Origin of the sequence: Ilumatobacter sp., assembly GCF_965215205.1 — a bacterium.
Lineage (GTDB): Bacteria > Actinomycetota > Acidimicrobiia > Acidimicrobiales > Ilumatobacteraceae > Ilumatobacter_A.
In genome coordinates this window covers 1079289-1094313 of record NZ_OZ244049.1, presented here as the reverse complement: position 1 = coordinate 1094313, position 15025 = coordinate 1079289, and the positions used below count along the sequence as shown (strand labels likewise).

Here is a 15025-nt window from a genome sequence, read left to right as displayed (position 1 = left end):
GGTGACACCGTCGCCGGGCCCTCGGCGCGTCCGGCGGCCGCCGCGGCGGCTCCGTGCGACGCTGCCTCTAGAGTCGACACGTGGCCCGCCGCGCATCCTGGGACGTCCAGCGATCGCTCCCGATCGCGCTCGTGGTGGCCCTGGCGGTGCTGCTCGCCTCGTGCGGATCGGTCGAGGTGTTCGTGACGACCGACCGCTCGGATCGCATCCTCGACCTCGGGTCCGACCGCTCGGAGTCGACGACCACGATCGCCGACGGCACCGATCCCGACGACGTCCCCGATGCCTCGGACGGGCCCGCCGCCACCGACGACGCCCCGATCGACCCGGCCGACCCGGAGGTCGACGACCCGGTCGACGACGAGATCGACGCCTCCGCCATCGATCCGAACGCGATCGACTTCGGGTCGGACAAGCCCCCGCGCGACTACGACGAGTTCCTGCTGGCGGCGCTCGGTGACATCGACACCTGGTTGAAGAGCGAGTTCGAGCCGGCGTTCGGCCTCCCCTACCGACCCCTCGACGGAGCCGTGTTCGCCGGCTACCCCGAGCGGCAGGACGACCTCCCCGGCTGCGGGGAGCCACGCACGGACTACGACGACCTCCAGCTCTTCGTCGCGTTCTACTGCCCGATCGGTGACTTCATCGTCTACGACGACGGCCCGGACGGCCTGCTCGCGGGTCTCGCGCGCGAGTTCGGGCCGGCCACGATCGGCATCGTGCTCGCCCACGAGTACGGCCACGCCGTCCAGCAGCGCACCGGAGCGCTGGAGCTCTCGCTGCCGACCGTCATCACCGAGCAGCAGGCCGATTGCATCGCCGGCGCCTGGGCCGGCCGGGCCGCCTCGGGGCTCGCGAGCGGGATCCCGTTCGACGACGCGGACATCCGCGCCGGGCTGATCTCGATGATCACCGTGCAGGACCCGGTCGGCCTCGACCCCGCCGCAGCGGGCGGCCACGGCTCGGGGTTCGATCGCGTCGGAGCGTTCCAGACCGGCTTCGACAGCGACCTGGGGCGCTGCGCCACCCTGATCGAGGATCCTCTCCCGCTCACGCCGCTGTCGTTCCTCGACGTGAACGACCGCCTCAGCGGGGGCAACGCCACCTTCGGCTTCGCCGAGGGCGAGCTGTTCGGCTTCCTCGTCCCCGACCTCAACCTCCTGTTCGACAACGACCTCGTCGCCGAGTTCCCCGAGTTCACGCGGTTGGAACTCGTCCCGACCGAGAGCGCGGACGAGATCGACTGCGACGAGCCCTTCGGCCTGTACCCGCTCGGAGCCGAGCTGTGCTCGGAGAACGACACGGTCTACCTGAACGTCCCGGTCGCCCGCGAGCTCTACGACGACTTCGGCGACTTCGCGCCCGCCTACGTGCTCGGCCTCGTGTGGTCCGAGCACGCGCAGCGCTCGAACTCGTCGCAGCTGACCGGCGAGGCCCGTCAGCTGCGCAACGACTGCCTCACCGGGGCGTGGGTCCGGTCGGTGACCCGCGACCCGCAGACCGGTGCGCTCCCCCAGCCCCGCGACCCGGACCGACAGGCCTCGGTGTCGCCGAACGACCTGACCGAGGCGATCCAGGCCGCCATCCTGATCGGCGACCCGACCTCGGACACCGACGTGCTCGGGACGCCGTTCCAGAAGATCAGCGCCTTCCGCGACGGAGCGCTCGGGAGCATCGTCGCCTGCTCGTGAGGCGGGCCGAGCCGGTGGGGCTCAGCCGAGGAGACCGTCGAGGATCGCGGCGAGCTCGACCGGGCGGTCGCCCTGCACGCTGTGCCCGGCGCCGTCGACGACGCGCACGTCGAGGTCGGGCTGGCGACGGCGGGCCTCGGCGACGTCGTCGTCGTCGACGACGGGCGACGCGGACCCGCGCACCAGGGTCATCGGCGCCTCGACCGCACCGAACACGTCCCACAGCGACGGGTCCGCGCCGCCGCTCGACACGGGGCCGCCGCCACCGGCGTGTTCGCCGGATCCGCTCCCGTCGGCGTGCGCGTCGTCGCCGGCGCGCTCACGGGCGCGGGAGTGACTCGAGCGGTCGTAGCGCCACCGCCAGGAGCCGTCGGGGTGCTTCGCCGCGTTGTGCAGGATCCCCCGCCGCAGCGACGACTCCGAGCGCGTCGGGTTGTGCTCGATCGTGCGGGCCAGGAGATCGTCGAAGCTGGCGAACTCCTGCGGGCCGTCGACGAAGTCGATGATCGCCTTCGCCTTCTCGCCGTCGACGCCCGGCGTGATGTCGACCATGACCAGCGAGCGCACCAGGTGGGGGTGCCGCACGGCGAGGTGCATCGAGGTCAGCCCGCCCAACGACATCCCCACGACCACCGACGCGTCCGGGGCCAGATCGGAGACGACCACGGCGATGTCGTCGGCCAGGTTGGTCGGTGAGTAAGCGCCGTCGTCGCGCCAGTGCGAGTGGCCGTGGCCGGGGAGGTCGATGGCCAGCGCCGGGCGTCCGAGCGCGAGCGCCACCGTGTCCCAGGTGTGCGCGTTCTGCGCGCCGCCGTGGACGAAGACCACCTCGACCGGCGACGTCCCCCACCGCAGCGCGCTGACGTGGCGCCCGGGCGAGGTGGGCAGCGACACGTCGATCCGCTCGACCGGCGGGATCCCGACGTCGAGGTCGAACTCGTCGATGTTCTCCGTGAGCAGGGCGAACTCTTCGTACTCGAACGACTCGGGATCGACCATCGACCGATCGTACGGGCCGGGTGCCGGGCGCCCGTCACCGTCGTCAGGGTTCGGCGGGTCCCCCGGAGCCCGAACCGCCCCGGCCGGCCGGTGCCGTCGTGGGCGACGGGTCCGCCGACGCCGCGCTCGTGGGAGCCGAGGTCGTGGGCGCAGCGGTCGACGGGGTCGGCGCCGTGGTCGTCGGCGGAGCGGTCGACGGGGCGGGCGTCGCCGGCGGGGTCGTGGTCGCGGGAGCCGTGGCGGGAGGGGCCGTCACGGCGACCGTCGTCGTCGACTCGGCGACGGTGGCGGTGGGCTCGGGCACCGTGGTCGTCGACTCCGGGACCGTCGTGGTCGTCGTCGAGACGTAGTCCGGATCGAGCCAGTTGAACGTCGGCGGCTGGTCGCCGTACTCCTCGGGCTCCTTCACCCCGTCCCACACGAACACCTGGTCGCCGAGGTCGATGAGGCCCTGCACGGTCTCGGAGATGTTCAGCGGGACGCGGATGCACCCGTGCGATGCCGGCTGCAGCGGGACGTTCATCGCGCCGTGGATCGCGATCCCGTAGTTGAAGTAGGACGGATCCCACATGCTGCCGAGCGCGCTCTCGCGGATGCCCTCGACCTCGCGGTAGAACTCGAAGACGCCGCCGGGGGTGTCGGAGCGACCGCACTCGCCGCGCTTGAGCTCCTCGGTGCCGTCGCGGTTGCCGTACTCACCCGGGCTGATCGTGACCTCCTCGCACCACTCCTCCCCCGTCCCGCTGGACATGTGGGTGATGATCACCGGGACGTCGTCGTGGAACACGGCGAGCACCTGCTCGGGGAGGTACACCTCGGTGTGATCGGGCGTGGAGTTCGGGCGGCGCGGCTCGACGGTGAAGGGCTCGCGCATCGCCTCCCACATCTGCGGCGTGACCTCGCCCGACGGCGACGCGCTCGGCGCCCCCATGACGAGCTTCTCGAAGGCCCACACGGCGCGGATCGTCTCGTCGCCGTAGATCCCGTCGACCGGACCCGGGACGAACCCCAGGTCGGTGAGGCGCTGCTGGACGTCGGCGACGTCGTCGCCGGTGACGCCGCGCACCAGGGTCCGCTCGAGATCGACGGCCGTGGTCGGAGGCGTCTCGGCGACCGCCGCCGCACCGGTCGTGGTGGTGGGCGCGGCCGACTCGTCGGAGGACGGCGGAGCGGGTTGCGCGACGGCGGTCACCGGAGCCGGGGCGGCCCCGTCGTCGGAGCCGCCGAGGGCGACCCCCGCGACCACGACGGTGCCCACCAGACCAGCGGCGGCGGCGGCCGGCAGCCACTGCGCGACGGGGCGTCGCGCTGGGTCGGTCGGTTCGTTCACGGTGCTGTCCGGGGTCGTCCTCGTGGTGTCCGCCGGCTCGAGTCAGCCGTCGCCGGCGGGCTCGACCGACGATGTCATCGGAGCGGACACACTACCCGCCCACCCCCGGTCGGCCCCGGCGCGTTCGGGACTGTTCACACGCCGTCGAGCGGCGCACGCTCGGCGGTGCGCACCGGCTCGATGCCGTCGAGGTCGCTGCGCAGCTCGCGCATCTCGCGCAGGATCGTCCAGATGATCCCGGGCGAGCTGAGCGTCGACTCGCCGCGGGTGCGCGGGAAGTAGTCGACACCGAACTGGAGCATCTCGAAGCCGAGGCGCGTCGAGCGGATCACGAGCTCCGCGTCGATGAACGACCCCTCGCTGCGCAGCTCGACGTGGTCGAACAGGCGTGCCCGGCACAGCTTGAACGCGAAGTTGATGTCGCGCGCCTTCACCCCGAACATGGTCCGGACGAGGAGGTTGTACACGAAGGTGTACGCGAGCCGCAGGTAGCCCTCGCCCGTGCGGTCGAAGCGGTAGGCGCTGACCAGGTCGACGCCGTAGTCGCTGAGCAGGCGCACGGCGCGCGGCAGCTCGGCCATGTCGAAGGGCAGGTCGGCGTCGGTGTAGAGCACGAGGTCGCCGGTCGCCGACGCGAACCCGGTCTTGATCGCACCGCCGAGCTTGCGGTTGCGATCGTGGTGCAGGACCCGCACGTGCGGGTCCTGCGCGGCGATCGCGTCGGCGATCTCGCCCGTGCGGTCGGTGGAGGCGTCGTCGACGACGATCAGCTCGTAGTCGGCGATGTCGCCACGCTCGATCAGGCGAGTCGCCGCACGCCGCCCGGCGTCGAGCGCCCGCTCGACGTAGAGCTCCTCGTTCCACATCGGGTAGAAGACGGACAGCTTCTCGAAGCGCTCGACGGGCTCCACCGGAGCGCCGATGTCACGGGTCGCGTCGGAGCTCATCGGGCGCCGAGGGTAGCCGTCGCGCCACCGTGGCGCTCGGCTGCAGCGTCGGCGACGCTCCCGCCCGACCGATCGGTCGACGTCGGCGGGCGGGGTGCGACCGTTATCGTCCGGTGCCAATGAGCGAGCGACCGGGCGACGACGACGCTCACGACGGCGGCGGGGTCGGGTCCGACGGTCGTCTCGACCCGACGTGGCGCGCCGTGCTGGCCGCCGCCTGGGTCGGCGCGTTCCTGTGCTACGCCGCCGTCTGGCAGGCGAGCGTGCAGATCGGGATCGCGACCTGGTGGGTGGGTCCCCGGGGCGACCCGTCGAGCATCGTCGTGCGCCTGGCGCCCTTCGTCGTGGCGCTCGCGATCGTCCTCCACCTCATCTACCAGCGCCCCCACGCCATCGTCCTGAGCGCGGTCGGGGTGGCGGCGTCGTTCGCGCTCGCCGTGCCCGACATGTCCAGGTCGACCGGGCTCGCGACGACCGAGCTCGCGATCGCCGCGCTGCTCGGCGTCGTCACGGCGTCGGCGGCCGTCGGCCGTCGGTGACCGGGACACCGGGACGGCCCGCCGGCTCGCCCGCCTCGGACCGTTAGTGTCTCGCCCGTGTCCGACGACCCCCTGACCACCGAGCTCCCCGACGACGAACCCGCCTTCCCGGTCGACGACCCGACGATCGGGACGGCGTCCAACGCCAAGGTGCTGATGGCGATCCCGACCGGCGAGCGCGTCGGCATCGCCTTCTCCGGCGGTCTCGACACCTCGGCCGCGGTCGCCTGGATGCGCGAGAAGGGCGCGATCCCCTACACCTACACCGCCGACATCGGCCAGTACGACGAGCCCGACCTCGACTCGGTCCCCGGTCGGGCGAAGCAGTACGGCGCCGAGGAGGCGCGCCTCGTCGACTGCCGCGACGAGCTGGTCCACGAGGGGCTGATCGCGCTCCAGTGCGGTGCGTTCCACGTCCGCACGGCGGGTCGCACCTACTTCAACACCACGCCGCTCGGGCGAGCGGTCACCGGCACGCTGCTGGTGCGCGCCATGCACGACGACGGGGTCGACATCTGGGGCGACGGCTCGACGTACAAGGGCAACGACATCGAGCGGTTCTACCGCTACGGCCTGCTGGTGAACCCCGACCTGCGGATCTACAAGCCGTGGCTCGACCCCGACTTCGTCCACGAGCTCGGCGGGCGCCAGGGGATGAGCGACTTCCTCACCACCCGCGACCTCCCGTACCGCGACCCGTCGGAGAGGGCGTACTCGACCGACGCGAACATCTGGGGCGCCACCCACGAGGCCAAGGCGCTCGAGGAGCTCGACACCACGATGGAGGTCGTCACCCCGATCATGGGGGTGCGGCACTGGGATCCCGACGTGGAGATCGCGAGCGAGGACGTGACGATCGGGTTCGAGGAGGGGTGGCCGACGACGATCGGCGGCTCCACGTTCGAGTCGGCCGTCGAGCTGGTGATGCAGGCCAACGCCACGGCCGGCCGCCACGGGCTCGGGATGAGCGATCAGATCGAGAACCGGATCATCGAGGCGAAGTCGCGTGGGATCTACGAGGGCCCGGGGATGGCGCTGCTGCAGATCGCCTACGAGCGCCTGCTGAGCGCGATCCACAACGAGGACACCCTCGAGAACTACTCGACGATGGGACGCAAGCTCGGTCGACTGCTCTACCAGGGCAAGTGGTTCGATCCGCAGTGCCTGATGCAGCGCGAGTCGCTGCTGCGCTGGGTGGGTGCCGCGGTCACCGGCGAGGTGACGGTGCGGCTCCGGCGTGGTGACGACTACACGATCGTCGACACCCGCGGCGACGGCTTCACCTACGAGCCGAACCGGCTGTCGATGGAGCGGGTGGAGGACGCCGCGTTCGGTCCGCTCGACCGGATCGGCCAGCTGACGATGCGCAACCTCGACATCACCGACACCCGAGCGAAGCTCGACGTGTACCGGCGGGTGGGCACCCTCACGTCCGGCGACATCACGCCGGCCCTCGACCGCTCCGCCGACTCAGCCGACTGACCTCGGCCACGGGACCGCTCCCGCCCCGCTCCGACGGGCCGGTTCCGCCCGGCCCGTCGGCGGTGGGTGGTGGCGATCAGGCCTTGCAGCCGCGACGCGGGTTCGACTGGTCGCCGCCGTCCTCGGGCGCCCGACCCGGTGCGGTGGTGTGGTCGCGGTTCGGATCGCCCTTGCCGAGGCCGGGGCGCAGATCCAGCGGGTCGAGGCCCGGCGCCGCCTGGTGCGAGTGGTTGGTGTCGCCGTAGCCGCAACCCGGGCGCGGCGGCTCGGCGGACGCGGTGCCGGCGGCCAGGCAGGCGGCGGTGAGCGCTGCGGCGACGGAGGCGGCGATGGTGCGTCGTGTCATGGTTCGTGGGTCCCCTTCTGGAACGTGTCGTGGTACGTGTCCGCGACGAACCGTGTGCCCGCCGCCGCGAATCGACTACCCGAAGCCCCGCCCGCTCACACCTGACCGCTGCTGCGTCGCTCGGTCGCGGGGCTCAGCCGACGAGGGCACCGACGATGTTCGCGACGAGGGCACCGCGGGCGGGCATCGTCTCCACCACCACGTGCTCGGTGTCGGCGTGCGCCCCGCCTCCGACGGCCCCGAGACCGTCGAGGGTGGGGACCCCGATCGCCGCGGTGAAGTTGCCGTCGCTGCCACCGCCGACCGCGCACCCCTCGATCCCCGGTTCGGCGTCCCGGGCCAGCGGGAACAGCGACGCCGAGGCCGACTCGGGCATCGGCGGTCGCCCGATCCCGCCGAGCACCTCGATCGTCGCGCCGGGGTCGACCGCGACGAGCGAGCGCATCGCCGACTCGACCCGCTCGGTCTCGGCCGCCGACTCCACGCGCACGTCGACCACCACGTGCGCGGACGCCGGGACGACGTTGTCGGTGGTCCCCGCCGACGCGACCGTCGGGGTGACGGTCGTGCCGAGCGCCGCGTCGGCGATGGCTCCGATGGCGAGCACCTGGTGGGCGCACTCGACGAGCGCGTTCACGCCGTTCTCGGGCTCCAACCCGGCGTGCGCCGCGCGCCCGGTGACGACCACCTCGAACGTTCCGCACCCCTTGCGCCCGGTCTTCAGCGACCCGCCGTCGCCGGACGGCTCGAGCACGAGCACGTTGCCGCACGCCCGGGCGCGCTCCTCGATCAGCTCGCGCGACTCGCGTGAGCCGACCTCCTCGTCGGACGAGAACAGCAGCTCGACGCCCGACGTGTCGCCGAGGCGCGCCAGCCCGTGGACCGCCTGCACGATCCCGCCGAGCATGTCGAACACCCCGGGACCGGTCGCGATGCCGTCGGTGACGGCGAACGGCCGCGCCTCGAGGGTCCCGAGCGGGAACACGGTGTCGTGGTGGCCGAGCAGCAGGACCTCCGGCTCGCCGCCTCCGCTCCAGTGGACGTGCGGACCCGCCGGCGAGTCGATCAGTCGGCACGTCCCCCCGAGGTGGCGCTCGATCATCGACGAGAGGGCGGCGGCGGACCTCTCCAGCGCCTCGACCTCGCGCGACGGCGACTCGATCCCGACCAGCGTCGCGAGGTCGTCGAGCATCGCATCGAGGTCGAGGTCGGCGGCAGCGATCGGTTCCACCCCGTCGAGGCTACGCCCCGCCGTCCGGGCCGTCCGCGTCGGTCGTCCCGAGCGCGGAGGGGCCGGTCGTGCGCGGCCACTCGATCGCGAGGTCGTCGATGCGCGGAGGGTCGGCGCCGCGCCGCGACACCACGACCGCCGCGGCGGCGTGACCGGCCGCGACCGCACCGCCGAGCGCGTCGAGGGTCACGTCGCCGCGCCCGAGGCCCGACGCCACCCACCACGCGACCAGGCCGGCTCCGAAGGTGTCGCCGGCGCCGATCGTGTCGACGATCCCGTCGACCGGGGCGACGTCCACCACCACCGCTGCGTCCGCGCCGACCACGGTGGTGCCCGACGCCCCCGCCGTCACCACCACCGCCCCCGCGCCGCCGTCGATCAGCCGGCGCGCGGCGTCGAGGGGTTCCGCGCCGGGGTCGAGGAACGCGAGGTCCTCGTCGGACACCTTCACCACGTCCGCACGGCGAACGACCGCCGCGACCCCGCGCAGGTAGTCGTCGCGGTCGTCGACGACGGCGGGTCGGCAGTTGACGTCGAGCACGAGCGCGGTCGCCGGGTCGAGCTCGTCGACCGCGTCGACGACCGATCGGCGCATCGGATCGAGGACGAGGGCGAGCGCACCGGTGAGCACGATGTCGGCCGGAGCCGCGCCGTCGCCGACGAGAGCGGCGGTGATCGCCCCGGGGGTCACCACGGGCGCCGCGGTCCCGGCGAAGTAGAAGCGGTAGGTCGCCGAACCGCGATCGTCGATCTCCGCCGCGGCGAGGGTGGTCGGGAGCTCGCTGCGCACCGCGAACCCGACGTCGACGCCGTCGTCCACCAGCGCGTCGGTGAGCCGCGCGCCGAAGCGGTCGTGGGACAACCCGCCGACGAAGCGGACCGGCGCCCCGAGGCGTGCCGCGGCGCGCGCCGTGTTGTACGGGGCGCCCCCGATGACGGCCTCCACCGCACCGGCCGGCGGGATCACCAGGTCGACGAGGGCTTCTCCCACCACCACGATCATCGGCCCATCGTCGCAGGTGGCCGGACGTGCGCGGCACCGGCACCGCACCCCCGCACCGGCCGACCCCGAGCCCGCGGACCCGCAGGGTGCGATCCGTGCGCGAGCACCGAGCGCCGCGACCCCGTGACGGACCGCCGTGGCGGCCCCCGACGCGCCGGTCCGGTCGCGACGTTGCCGCCGCCGGTGGGGACGACCACACTCGGGCGCGGATGGGACCCCGGCTGGTGCGCGCCACGATCCGTGAGATCCGTGAGGACGGGTTGTTCGACGTCGCGGCGGGGGTCGCGTTCTGGCTGCTGCTGAGCATCCCGGCCGCGCTCCTCGCCGGGCTGTCGTCCGTCTCGCTGCTGGGCGACGACCTCGCCGGCGAGCTGCGCGTCGCCGTCGACGAGGTCGTCGAGCGCGTCCTCACCTCCGAGGCGGACGCGTTGCGCTCCTCGATCGACGGGCTGTTCGAGCAGGACCGGCCCGGGGTGCTGAGCGCCTCGATCGCGACGGCGGTGTTCACCCTGTCGCGCGGCTTCGCCGGGCTGGTGCGCGGCCTCGACGTGGTCTACGACGTGGTCGAGACGCGCAACTTCGTCCACACGCGCGCGTTGTCGATCGGGCTCGCCGTCGGGACGCTCGCGACGGTCGCCGCGTCCACAGCGCTGTGGTCGGTGACCGACGACGCCGGGATCGGGGTGATCGCCCGGCCGGTCATCGCGCTGTCGGTGCTCGTCGTCTGGTCCGCGACGATGTTCCACATCGGTCCCAACCACCACACCCCCTGGCGCTACGACCTCCCGGGCGCGGTCGTCTCGGCGCTCGGGTGGTTCGCCCTGTCGGTCGGGTTCGGGTGGTACGTCCGCCTGCTCGGCGGTGGGGGCGGCAACGACGTGATCGGGGCGGCCGGCGCCGTGCTGCTCGGCCTCACCTGGATGTGGGGAGCGTGCGTGGTGTTCCTGATCGGCGGCGAGCTGAACCAGATCCTCGCCGCCGAGGCCGGCGTCATCGGCGAGTCGCGCTCGGTCGTCGGCCGGGTGCGGCGTCGGAGGGCCGAGCGCGGACGACCCCCGATCGACGACCGGTAGCCTGGACCGGGTCGCGGAGCACGATCGGGAGGTCGGATGGACACGAGTGGGATGACGGTCTCGACGCCGTCGAAGATCGGGGGGTTCGGCACGCGCATCGCCCTGCTGATCGGCACGAACGTGGCGGTCATCGCGCTGCTGACCGTGATCGCCTCGATCTTCGGCGTGGAACCCCGTGGGCTCGTCGGGCTGACGGTGATGGCCGCGCTGTTCGGCTTCGGCGGATCCTTCGTCTCGCTGCTGATGTCGAAGAGGATCGCGCTGCGATCGACGGGGGCGGTGGTCATCGAGCAGCCGAGCAACGACGCGGAGCGGTGGCTCGTCGACACGGTGGGTCGCCTCGCGCGCGACGCCGGGATCGGGATGCCCGACGTCGCCGTCTTCGGCTCGCCGGCGCCGAACGCCTTCGCCACCGGCGCGAAGCGCGACGACTCCCTCGTGGCCGTCAGCGTCGGTCTGCTCCAGCAGATGAGCTCCGAGGAGGTCGAGGCGGTTCTCGCCCACGAGGTCGCCCACGTGGCCAACGGCGACATGGTCACCCTCACCCTGATCCAGGGCGTGGTGAACACCTTCGTCATCCTCATCTCCCGGCTCGTCGCGAACACGGTCGCGAGCGGGCGCGGGCGTGGCACGTACTTCGTCGTCGTGATGGCGCTGCAGGTCGTGCTCGGCTTCTTCGCCACGATGATCGTGATGTGGTTCAGCCGTCGGCGCGAGTTCCGTGCCGACAGCGGGTCAGCGCAGCTCACGAGCGCGCCCCAGATGACCTCGGCGTTGCGTGCGCTACAGCGGCAGCAGACCTCGGGGAACCTCCCGGACGAGATGGCCGCGTTCGGCATCAGCGCCAGCGAGGGCTCCGGGATCCGCAAGCTGTTCGCCTCGCACCCCCCGCTCGAGGAGCGCATCGCCGCGCTCGAAGCCGGTCGCTGACGCTCAGGGCGCGACGAGGGCCGCGCCGACGATGCCGGCGTCGTTGTGCTTCGCGGCGACCACGATCTCGGTGTCGATCGAGACGTCGTCGAGCCACTTCGCGGCCTTCTTGCTGGCGCCCCCTCCGATGACGAACAGATCGGGGCTGAACAGGTCCTCGACGTGCTCGAGGTACCGGTCGACGCGCTCGCCCCACTCCGACCAGGTCAGCCCGTCGGGCTTGCGGATGCTGGCCGCTGCTCGCTTCTCGGCATCGAAGCCGTCGAGCTCGAGGTGGCCGAGCTCGGTGTTCGGGACGAGCACGCCGTCGACGAACAGGCCGGACCCGATGCCGGTGCCGAAGGTGAGCATCATCACCACGCCCGTGCGACCCCGGGCCGCCCCGTAGCGCACCTCCGCGAGGCCGGCCGCGTCGGCGTCGTTGATCATGTGCACCTCGGCGCCGAGCGCCTCGGTGAACACCCCGTCCGCGTCGACGTCGAGCCACGAGCGGTCGATGTTCGCCGCCGAGCGCACGATCCCGGCCTTCACCACGGCGGGGAACGCGCAGCCGACGCTGCCGGTCCACCCGTGGTGCTCGACCAGCTCGACCACCACCTCGGCCATCGCCTCGGGGGTGGCCGGCTGGGGGGTGTCGATGCGGTAGCGGTCGGTGACCAGCTCGCCGGAGTCGAGGTCGACCACCGCGGACTTCATCCCCGATCCGCCGATGTCGATCCCGTAGGCGAGGTCCTCGCTCACGAACGCGCCGTCCCGGTCGAGGCGGCGGTCGAGGTCGTCGAGGTGGAGGCGGACGAGCCCTGGGTCTCGGACCAGGACGAGCCGCGCTGGACGTCGGGTTCGCGCGGCAGGCCGAGCACGTGCTCGGCGACGATGTTCCGCTGGATCGCGAAGGTCCCGCCGCCGAGGGTCAGCGCCGGGTGGAACAGGTAGCCGTAGTGCCAGATCGGGTCGACGGCGGCGACGTCGGCGTCGCCCGCCCGGTCGACGAACCTGTTCTCCGTGGGGGTGCCGTGCATCGACTCCGGTACCTCGCCGGCCGGCCCGGACCCCTCGAGCATGCCGTCGGCGCCGGCGACGTCCTTGGCGAGCGACAGCACGTGCTGACCGTGGTCGTCGGCCATGATCTTCTGGATCGACGCCTCCGGACCGGGCGTCTTGCCCTGCAGGGTCGCGCTGAGGCTGCGGAAGCGGTTCAGCCGCAGCAGCTCCGCCTCGATGCGCACGTCGATCGCCCGCTGGCGCAGGACCGGGTCGTCGACGCCCCCCTGCTGGCGCAGCAGGTCGATCAGCAGCTCGGCCGACGGCCCGACGCCCCACATCGAGCCGGCCGACGACAGCGACACCCGCTCGTTCGACAGGGTGACCTTGGCCAGGCGCCAACCGTCGCCCTCCTCACCGACGCGCAGCGACGCGGGGATGCGCACGTCGTCGAAGAACACCTGGTTGAACGAGTGCGCCGTCGTCATGTCGACGATCGGGCTCATCGACAACCCCTCGGAGTCCATCGGCATGATGAAGTACGAGATGCCGCGGTGCTTCGCGACGTCGGGGTCGGTGCGTGCGATGAGGATGCCGAACCGCGCGTGGTGGGCTCCGCTCGACCAGATCTTCGAGCCGTTGATCACGTACTCGTCCCCGTCGCGCACGGCGCGGGTCGCGAGGTTCGCCAGATCGGATCCGGCCTCGGTCTCGGAGAACAGCTGGCACCAGATCTCCTCCCCGGAGAAGATCGGCGGGAGGTAGCGCTCGTGCTGCTCGGAGCTGCCCGCGAGCAGGATCGTCGGCGCGGCCCAGCCGATGCCGATCTGGTTGCCGGGACGACGGATGCCCGCCCGGTGCAGCTCGTCGTCGATCACCAGCTGGTCGATGGGGTCGGCGTCGAGACCCCACGGCGCGGGCCAGTGCGGGACGACGTAGCCGGCCTCCGCGAGTTCGCGCCCGGAGGGATCGGGGTTGTCGGCGATCCACCCGCGGACCCGCTCGCGCGTCGGGTGGTCCTCGCTGGGCATGTCGAAGTCCATGGCGTCGAGTCTGCCCGCTGCGCCGGGAGGTCGGCGCATCGTCGCCACGCCCGTGGAGCGCTCCGGCCCGGAGCGCTCCGCTCGCGGCGGTCTCCGCTGTAGCGACCGCACCGAGGACCTCCGCACCGAGGTGCTGGGCCCGGTCGAGGCACGGATGGACGCGCGGGGTCCTGAGGAGGGCGCACCTCGGGCCGGCGGGAGACGACCCCGATGCACGACTCGGCGCGCGTCGTCGGCCACCCAGCGGGCGGCCACGGATGCGCGCCGTGGCCGGCTCTGCGTCGCTAGCATCGGGCCCGTGCGCGCACACGGCCTGGATCACGACCACGACGAGCTCGTCGCGGGCGCATCGGGCTCCGCCAAGCCCCCCGAGCAGCGTCGTCGGGAGCTCGGACTCGCCGTCGCGACGGCCGGGATCCTCGGCATCGCCACGATCGCCGCCGTCGCGACGGCCGACGAACCGTCGGTGCTCGCCGGCACCGAGGGCACGGTGGTTGCGGCCGACGAGGGCCCGGCCGACTCGGCGTTCGTCGACTTCGTCGACGCCGACCTCGACCCCGAGCCCGCCGACGGCGACATCGACGCCGACGCCGACGCCGACGCCGAGAGCGACGACGACGCCTCCCGCGCGGACGGCGGGTGCGTGATCGGTGCCGACTCCGTCCGGCAGGGGTCGTCCGGCGACGGGGTCGCGTGCCTGCAGCGCGCCCTGACCGTCGCCGGGGTCTACGACGGACCCGCCGACGGCGACTTCGACCGGGCCATCCACGAGGCGGTCGTCGAGTTCCAGGAGCGCGAGCACCTCTTCGTCGACGGGGTCGTCGGTCGCGAGAGCGCCGTCGTGCTCGACGTGTGGCCCGACGAGGACTCGCTCGTGACCCGCACCCCTCGGCCGGCGCCCGGCGCCACCGATCTGTGGGGGGTCGAGCTGTCACCGGTCGCCTCGGCCGGCGACGACGCTCCCCCGTTGCCGGAGGGCTCCGGGTCCGGCTACCGCGTCGTGTACGAGAAGGCCGGCCAGCGCGTGTGGGCCGTCGACGGTGACGAGCGGATCATCCGCTCCTGGCTGGTGTCGGGCAGCACGACCGCCAACGAGCTCCCCGGGACGCACACCGTGTACAGCCGCTCGGAGCGCTCGACGGCGTGGAACGGCAAGGCCTACCTGCCGTACATGATCCGCTGGTTGAAGACCGAGCGGGGCAACATCGGGTTCCACGGGATCCCGACGAAGGTCTCGACCGGCGAGGTGTACCAGACGACCGACCAGCTCGGCGAGCGCCTGTCCGGCGGGTGCCAGCGCCAGCACGACACCGACGCCGCGTTCCTGTGGGGCTTCGCAGACGTCGGTACCTCCGTCGTCGTCATCTGATCTGCGCGAGCACCTCGGGGCACGGGGACACCGATGGGTGACGAGTCGGGAGCCCTGCACC

14 protein-coding genes and 1 pseudogene are annotated in these 15025 nt (G+C 72.6%); 7 read left to right on the top strand and 8 right to left on the bottom strand.

All coding sequences use genetic code 11. The features are described from left to right. The first annotated feature begins 80 nt into the window (after window positions 1-80). Window positions 81-1691, top strand: a complete 1611-nt coding sequence (locus ACOOHC_RS05205) for a hypothetical protein (protein WP_420452950.1) — start codon at window positions 81-83, stop codon at window positions 1689-1691. A 21-nt stretch (window positions 1692-1712) separates the two neighbouring features. Here ACOOHC_RS05205 and ACOOHC_RS05200 read toward each other — a convergent pair whose 3' ends face one another. The 3 genes from ACOOHC_RS05200 to ACOOHC_RS05190 all read right to left on the bottom strand — a co-directional run bounded on the left by ACOOHC_RS05200 (window position 1713) and on the right by ACOOHC_RS05190 (window position 4967). Further along, window positions 1713-2690: an alpha/beta fold hydrolase gene (locus ACOOHC_RS05200; protein ID WP_420452949.1), complete on the bottom strand. Its 978-nt coding sequence runs from the start codon at window positions 2688-2690 to the stop codon at window positions 1713-1715. A 43-nt stretch (window positions 2691-2733) separates the two neighbouring features. Beyond that, entirely contained in the window at window positions 2734-4020 is a 1287-nt protein-coding gene (locus ACOOHC_RS05195; protein ID WP_420452948.1) for a L,D-transpeptidase family protein, read from the bottom strand. A gap of 134 nt (window positions 4021-4154) precedes the next feature. Beyond that, the gene (locus ACOOHC_RS05190) at window positions 4155-4967 is read right to left on the bottom strand and encodes a glycosyltransferase family 2 protein (protein ID WP_420452947.1); all 813 of its coding nucleotides are present in this window, start codon (window positions 4965-4967) and stop codon (window positions 4155-4157) included. Between the two features lie 119 nt (window positions 4968-5086). Here ACOOHC_RS05190 and ACOOHC_RS05185 point away from each other — a divergent pair, with 119 nt between their 5' ends. Together ACOOHC_RS05185 and argG are read left to right on the top strand one after the other, a co-directional pair. After that, complete coding sequence (locus ACOOHC_RS05185; RefSeq protein WP_420452946.1) at window positions 5087-5506, top strand: hypothetical protein; 420 nt, start codon at window positions 5087-5089, stop codon at window positions 5504-5506. A 156-nt stretch (window positions 5507-5662) separates the two neighbouring features. After that, complete coding sequence (gene argG, locus ACOOHC_RS05180) at window positions 5663-6988, top strand: argininosuccinate synthase (RefSeq protein ID WP_420453860.1); 1326 nt, start codon at window positions 5663-5665, stop codon at window positions 6986-6988. Window positions 6989-7064: 76 nt separating this feature from the next. Here the strand turns inward: argG and ACOOHC_RS05175 are convergent, their stop codons facing one another. From ACOOHC_RS05175 to ACOOHC_RS05165, 3 genes are all read right to left on the bottom strand, one after another. Further along, complete coding sequence (locus tag ACOOHC_RS05175; protein WP_420452945.1) at window positions 7065-7334, bottom strand: hypothetical protein; 270 nt, start codon at window positions 7332-7334, stop codon at window positions 7065-7067. 133 nt (window positions 7335-7467) lie between these two features. Continuing rightward, window positions 7468-8526, bottom strand: coding sequence for a M20 family metallopeptidase (locus ACOOHC_RS05170; RefSeq protein WP_420453859.1), 1059 nt, complete (start codon window positions 8524-8526; stop codon window positions 7468-7470). A gap of 49 nt (window positions 8527-8575) precedes the next feature. Next, window positions 8576-9568 (bottom strand): PfkB family carbohydrate kinase, encoded by a 993-nt coding sequence (locus ACOOHC_RS05165; RefSeq protein ID WP_420452944.1) that lies wholly within the window; start codon window positions 9566-9568, stop codon window positions 8576-8578. Between the two features lie 209 nt (window positions 9569-9777). Here ACOOHC_RS05165 and ACOOHC_RS05160 point away from each other — a divergent pair, with 209 nt between their 5' ends. After that, window positions 9778-10641 (top strand): YihY/virulence factor BrkB family protein, encoded by an 864-nt coding sequence (locus ACOOHC_RS05160; RefSeq protein ID WP_420452943.1) that lies wholly within the window; start codon window positions 9778-9780, stop codon window positions 10639-10641. Window positions 10642-10692: 51 nt separating this feature from the next. Beyond that, window positions 10693-11571: a protease HtpX gene (gene htpX, locus ACOOHC_RS05155; protein ID WP_420452942.1), complete on the top strand. Its 879-nt coding sequence runs from the start codon at window positions 10693-10695 to the stop codon at window positions 11569-11571. A 3-nt stretch (window positions 11572-11574) separates the two neighbouring features. Here the strand turns inward: htpX and ppgK are convergent, their stop codons facing one another. Together ppgK and ACOOHC_RS05145 are read right to left on the bottom strand one after the other, a co-directional pair. Beyond that, window positions 11575-12312, bottom strand: coding sequence for a polyphosphate--glucose phosphotransferase (gene ppgK, locus ACOOHC_RS05150; protein WP_420452941.1), 738 nt, complete (start codon window positions 12310-12312; stop codon window positions 11575-11577). After that, on the bottom strand, window positions 12309-13595 hold the full coding sequence (locus tag ACOOHC_RS05145; protein WP_420452940.1) for an acyl-CoA dehydrogenase family protein: 1287 nt from the start codon (window positions 13593-13595) through the stop codon (window positions 12309-12311). The genes ppgK and ACOOHC_RS05145 overlap by 4 nt, the downstream gene beginning before the upstream one ends. On the opposite strand from ACOOHC_RS05145, the pseudogene ACOOHC_RS05140 reads away from it, so the two are divergent. Together ACOOHC_RS05140 and ACOOHC_RS05135 are read left to right on the top strand one after the other, a co-directional pair. Further along, window positions 13582-13740, top strand: a pseudogene (locus ACOOHC_RS05140) (NAD-glutamate dehydrogenase domain-containing protein); the annotation flags it as partial. The gene ACOOHC_RS05145 and the pseudogene ACOOHC_RS05140 overlap by 14 nt on opposite strands. A 153-nt stretch (window positions 13741-13893) precedes the next feature. Beyond that, window positions 13894-14964: a L,D-transpeptidase family protein gene (locus ACOOHC_RS05135; protein WP_420453858.1), complete on the top strand. Its 1071-nt coding sequence runs from the start codon at window positions 13894-13896 to the stop codon at window positions 14962-14964. Window positions 14965-15025: the final 61 nt, after the last annotated feature.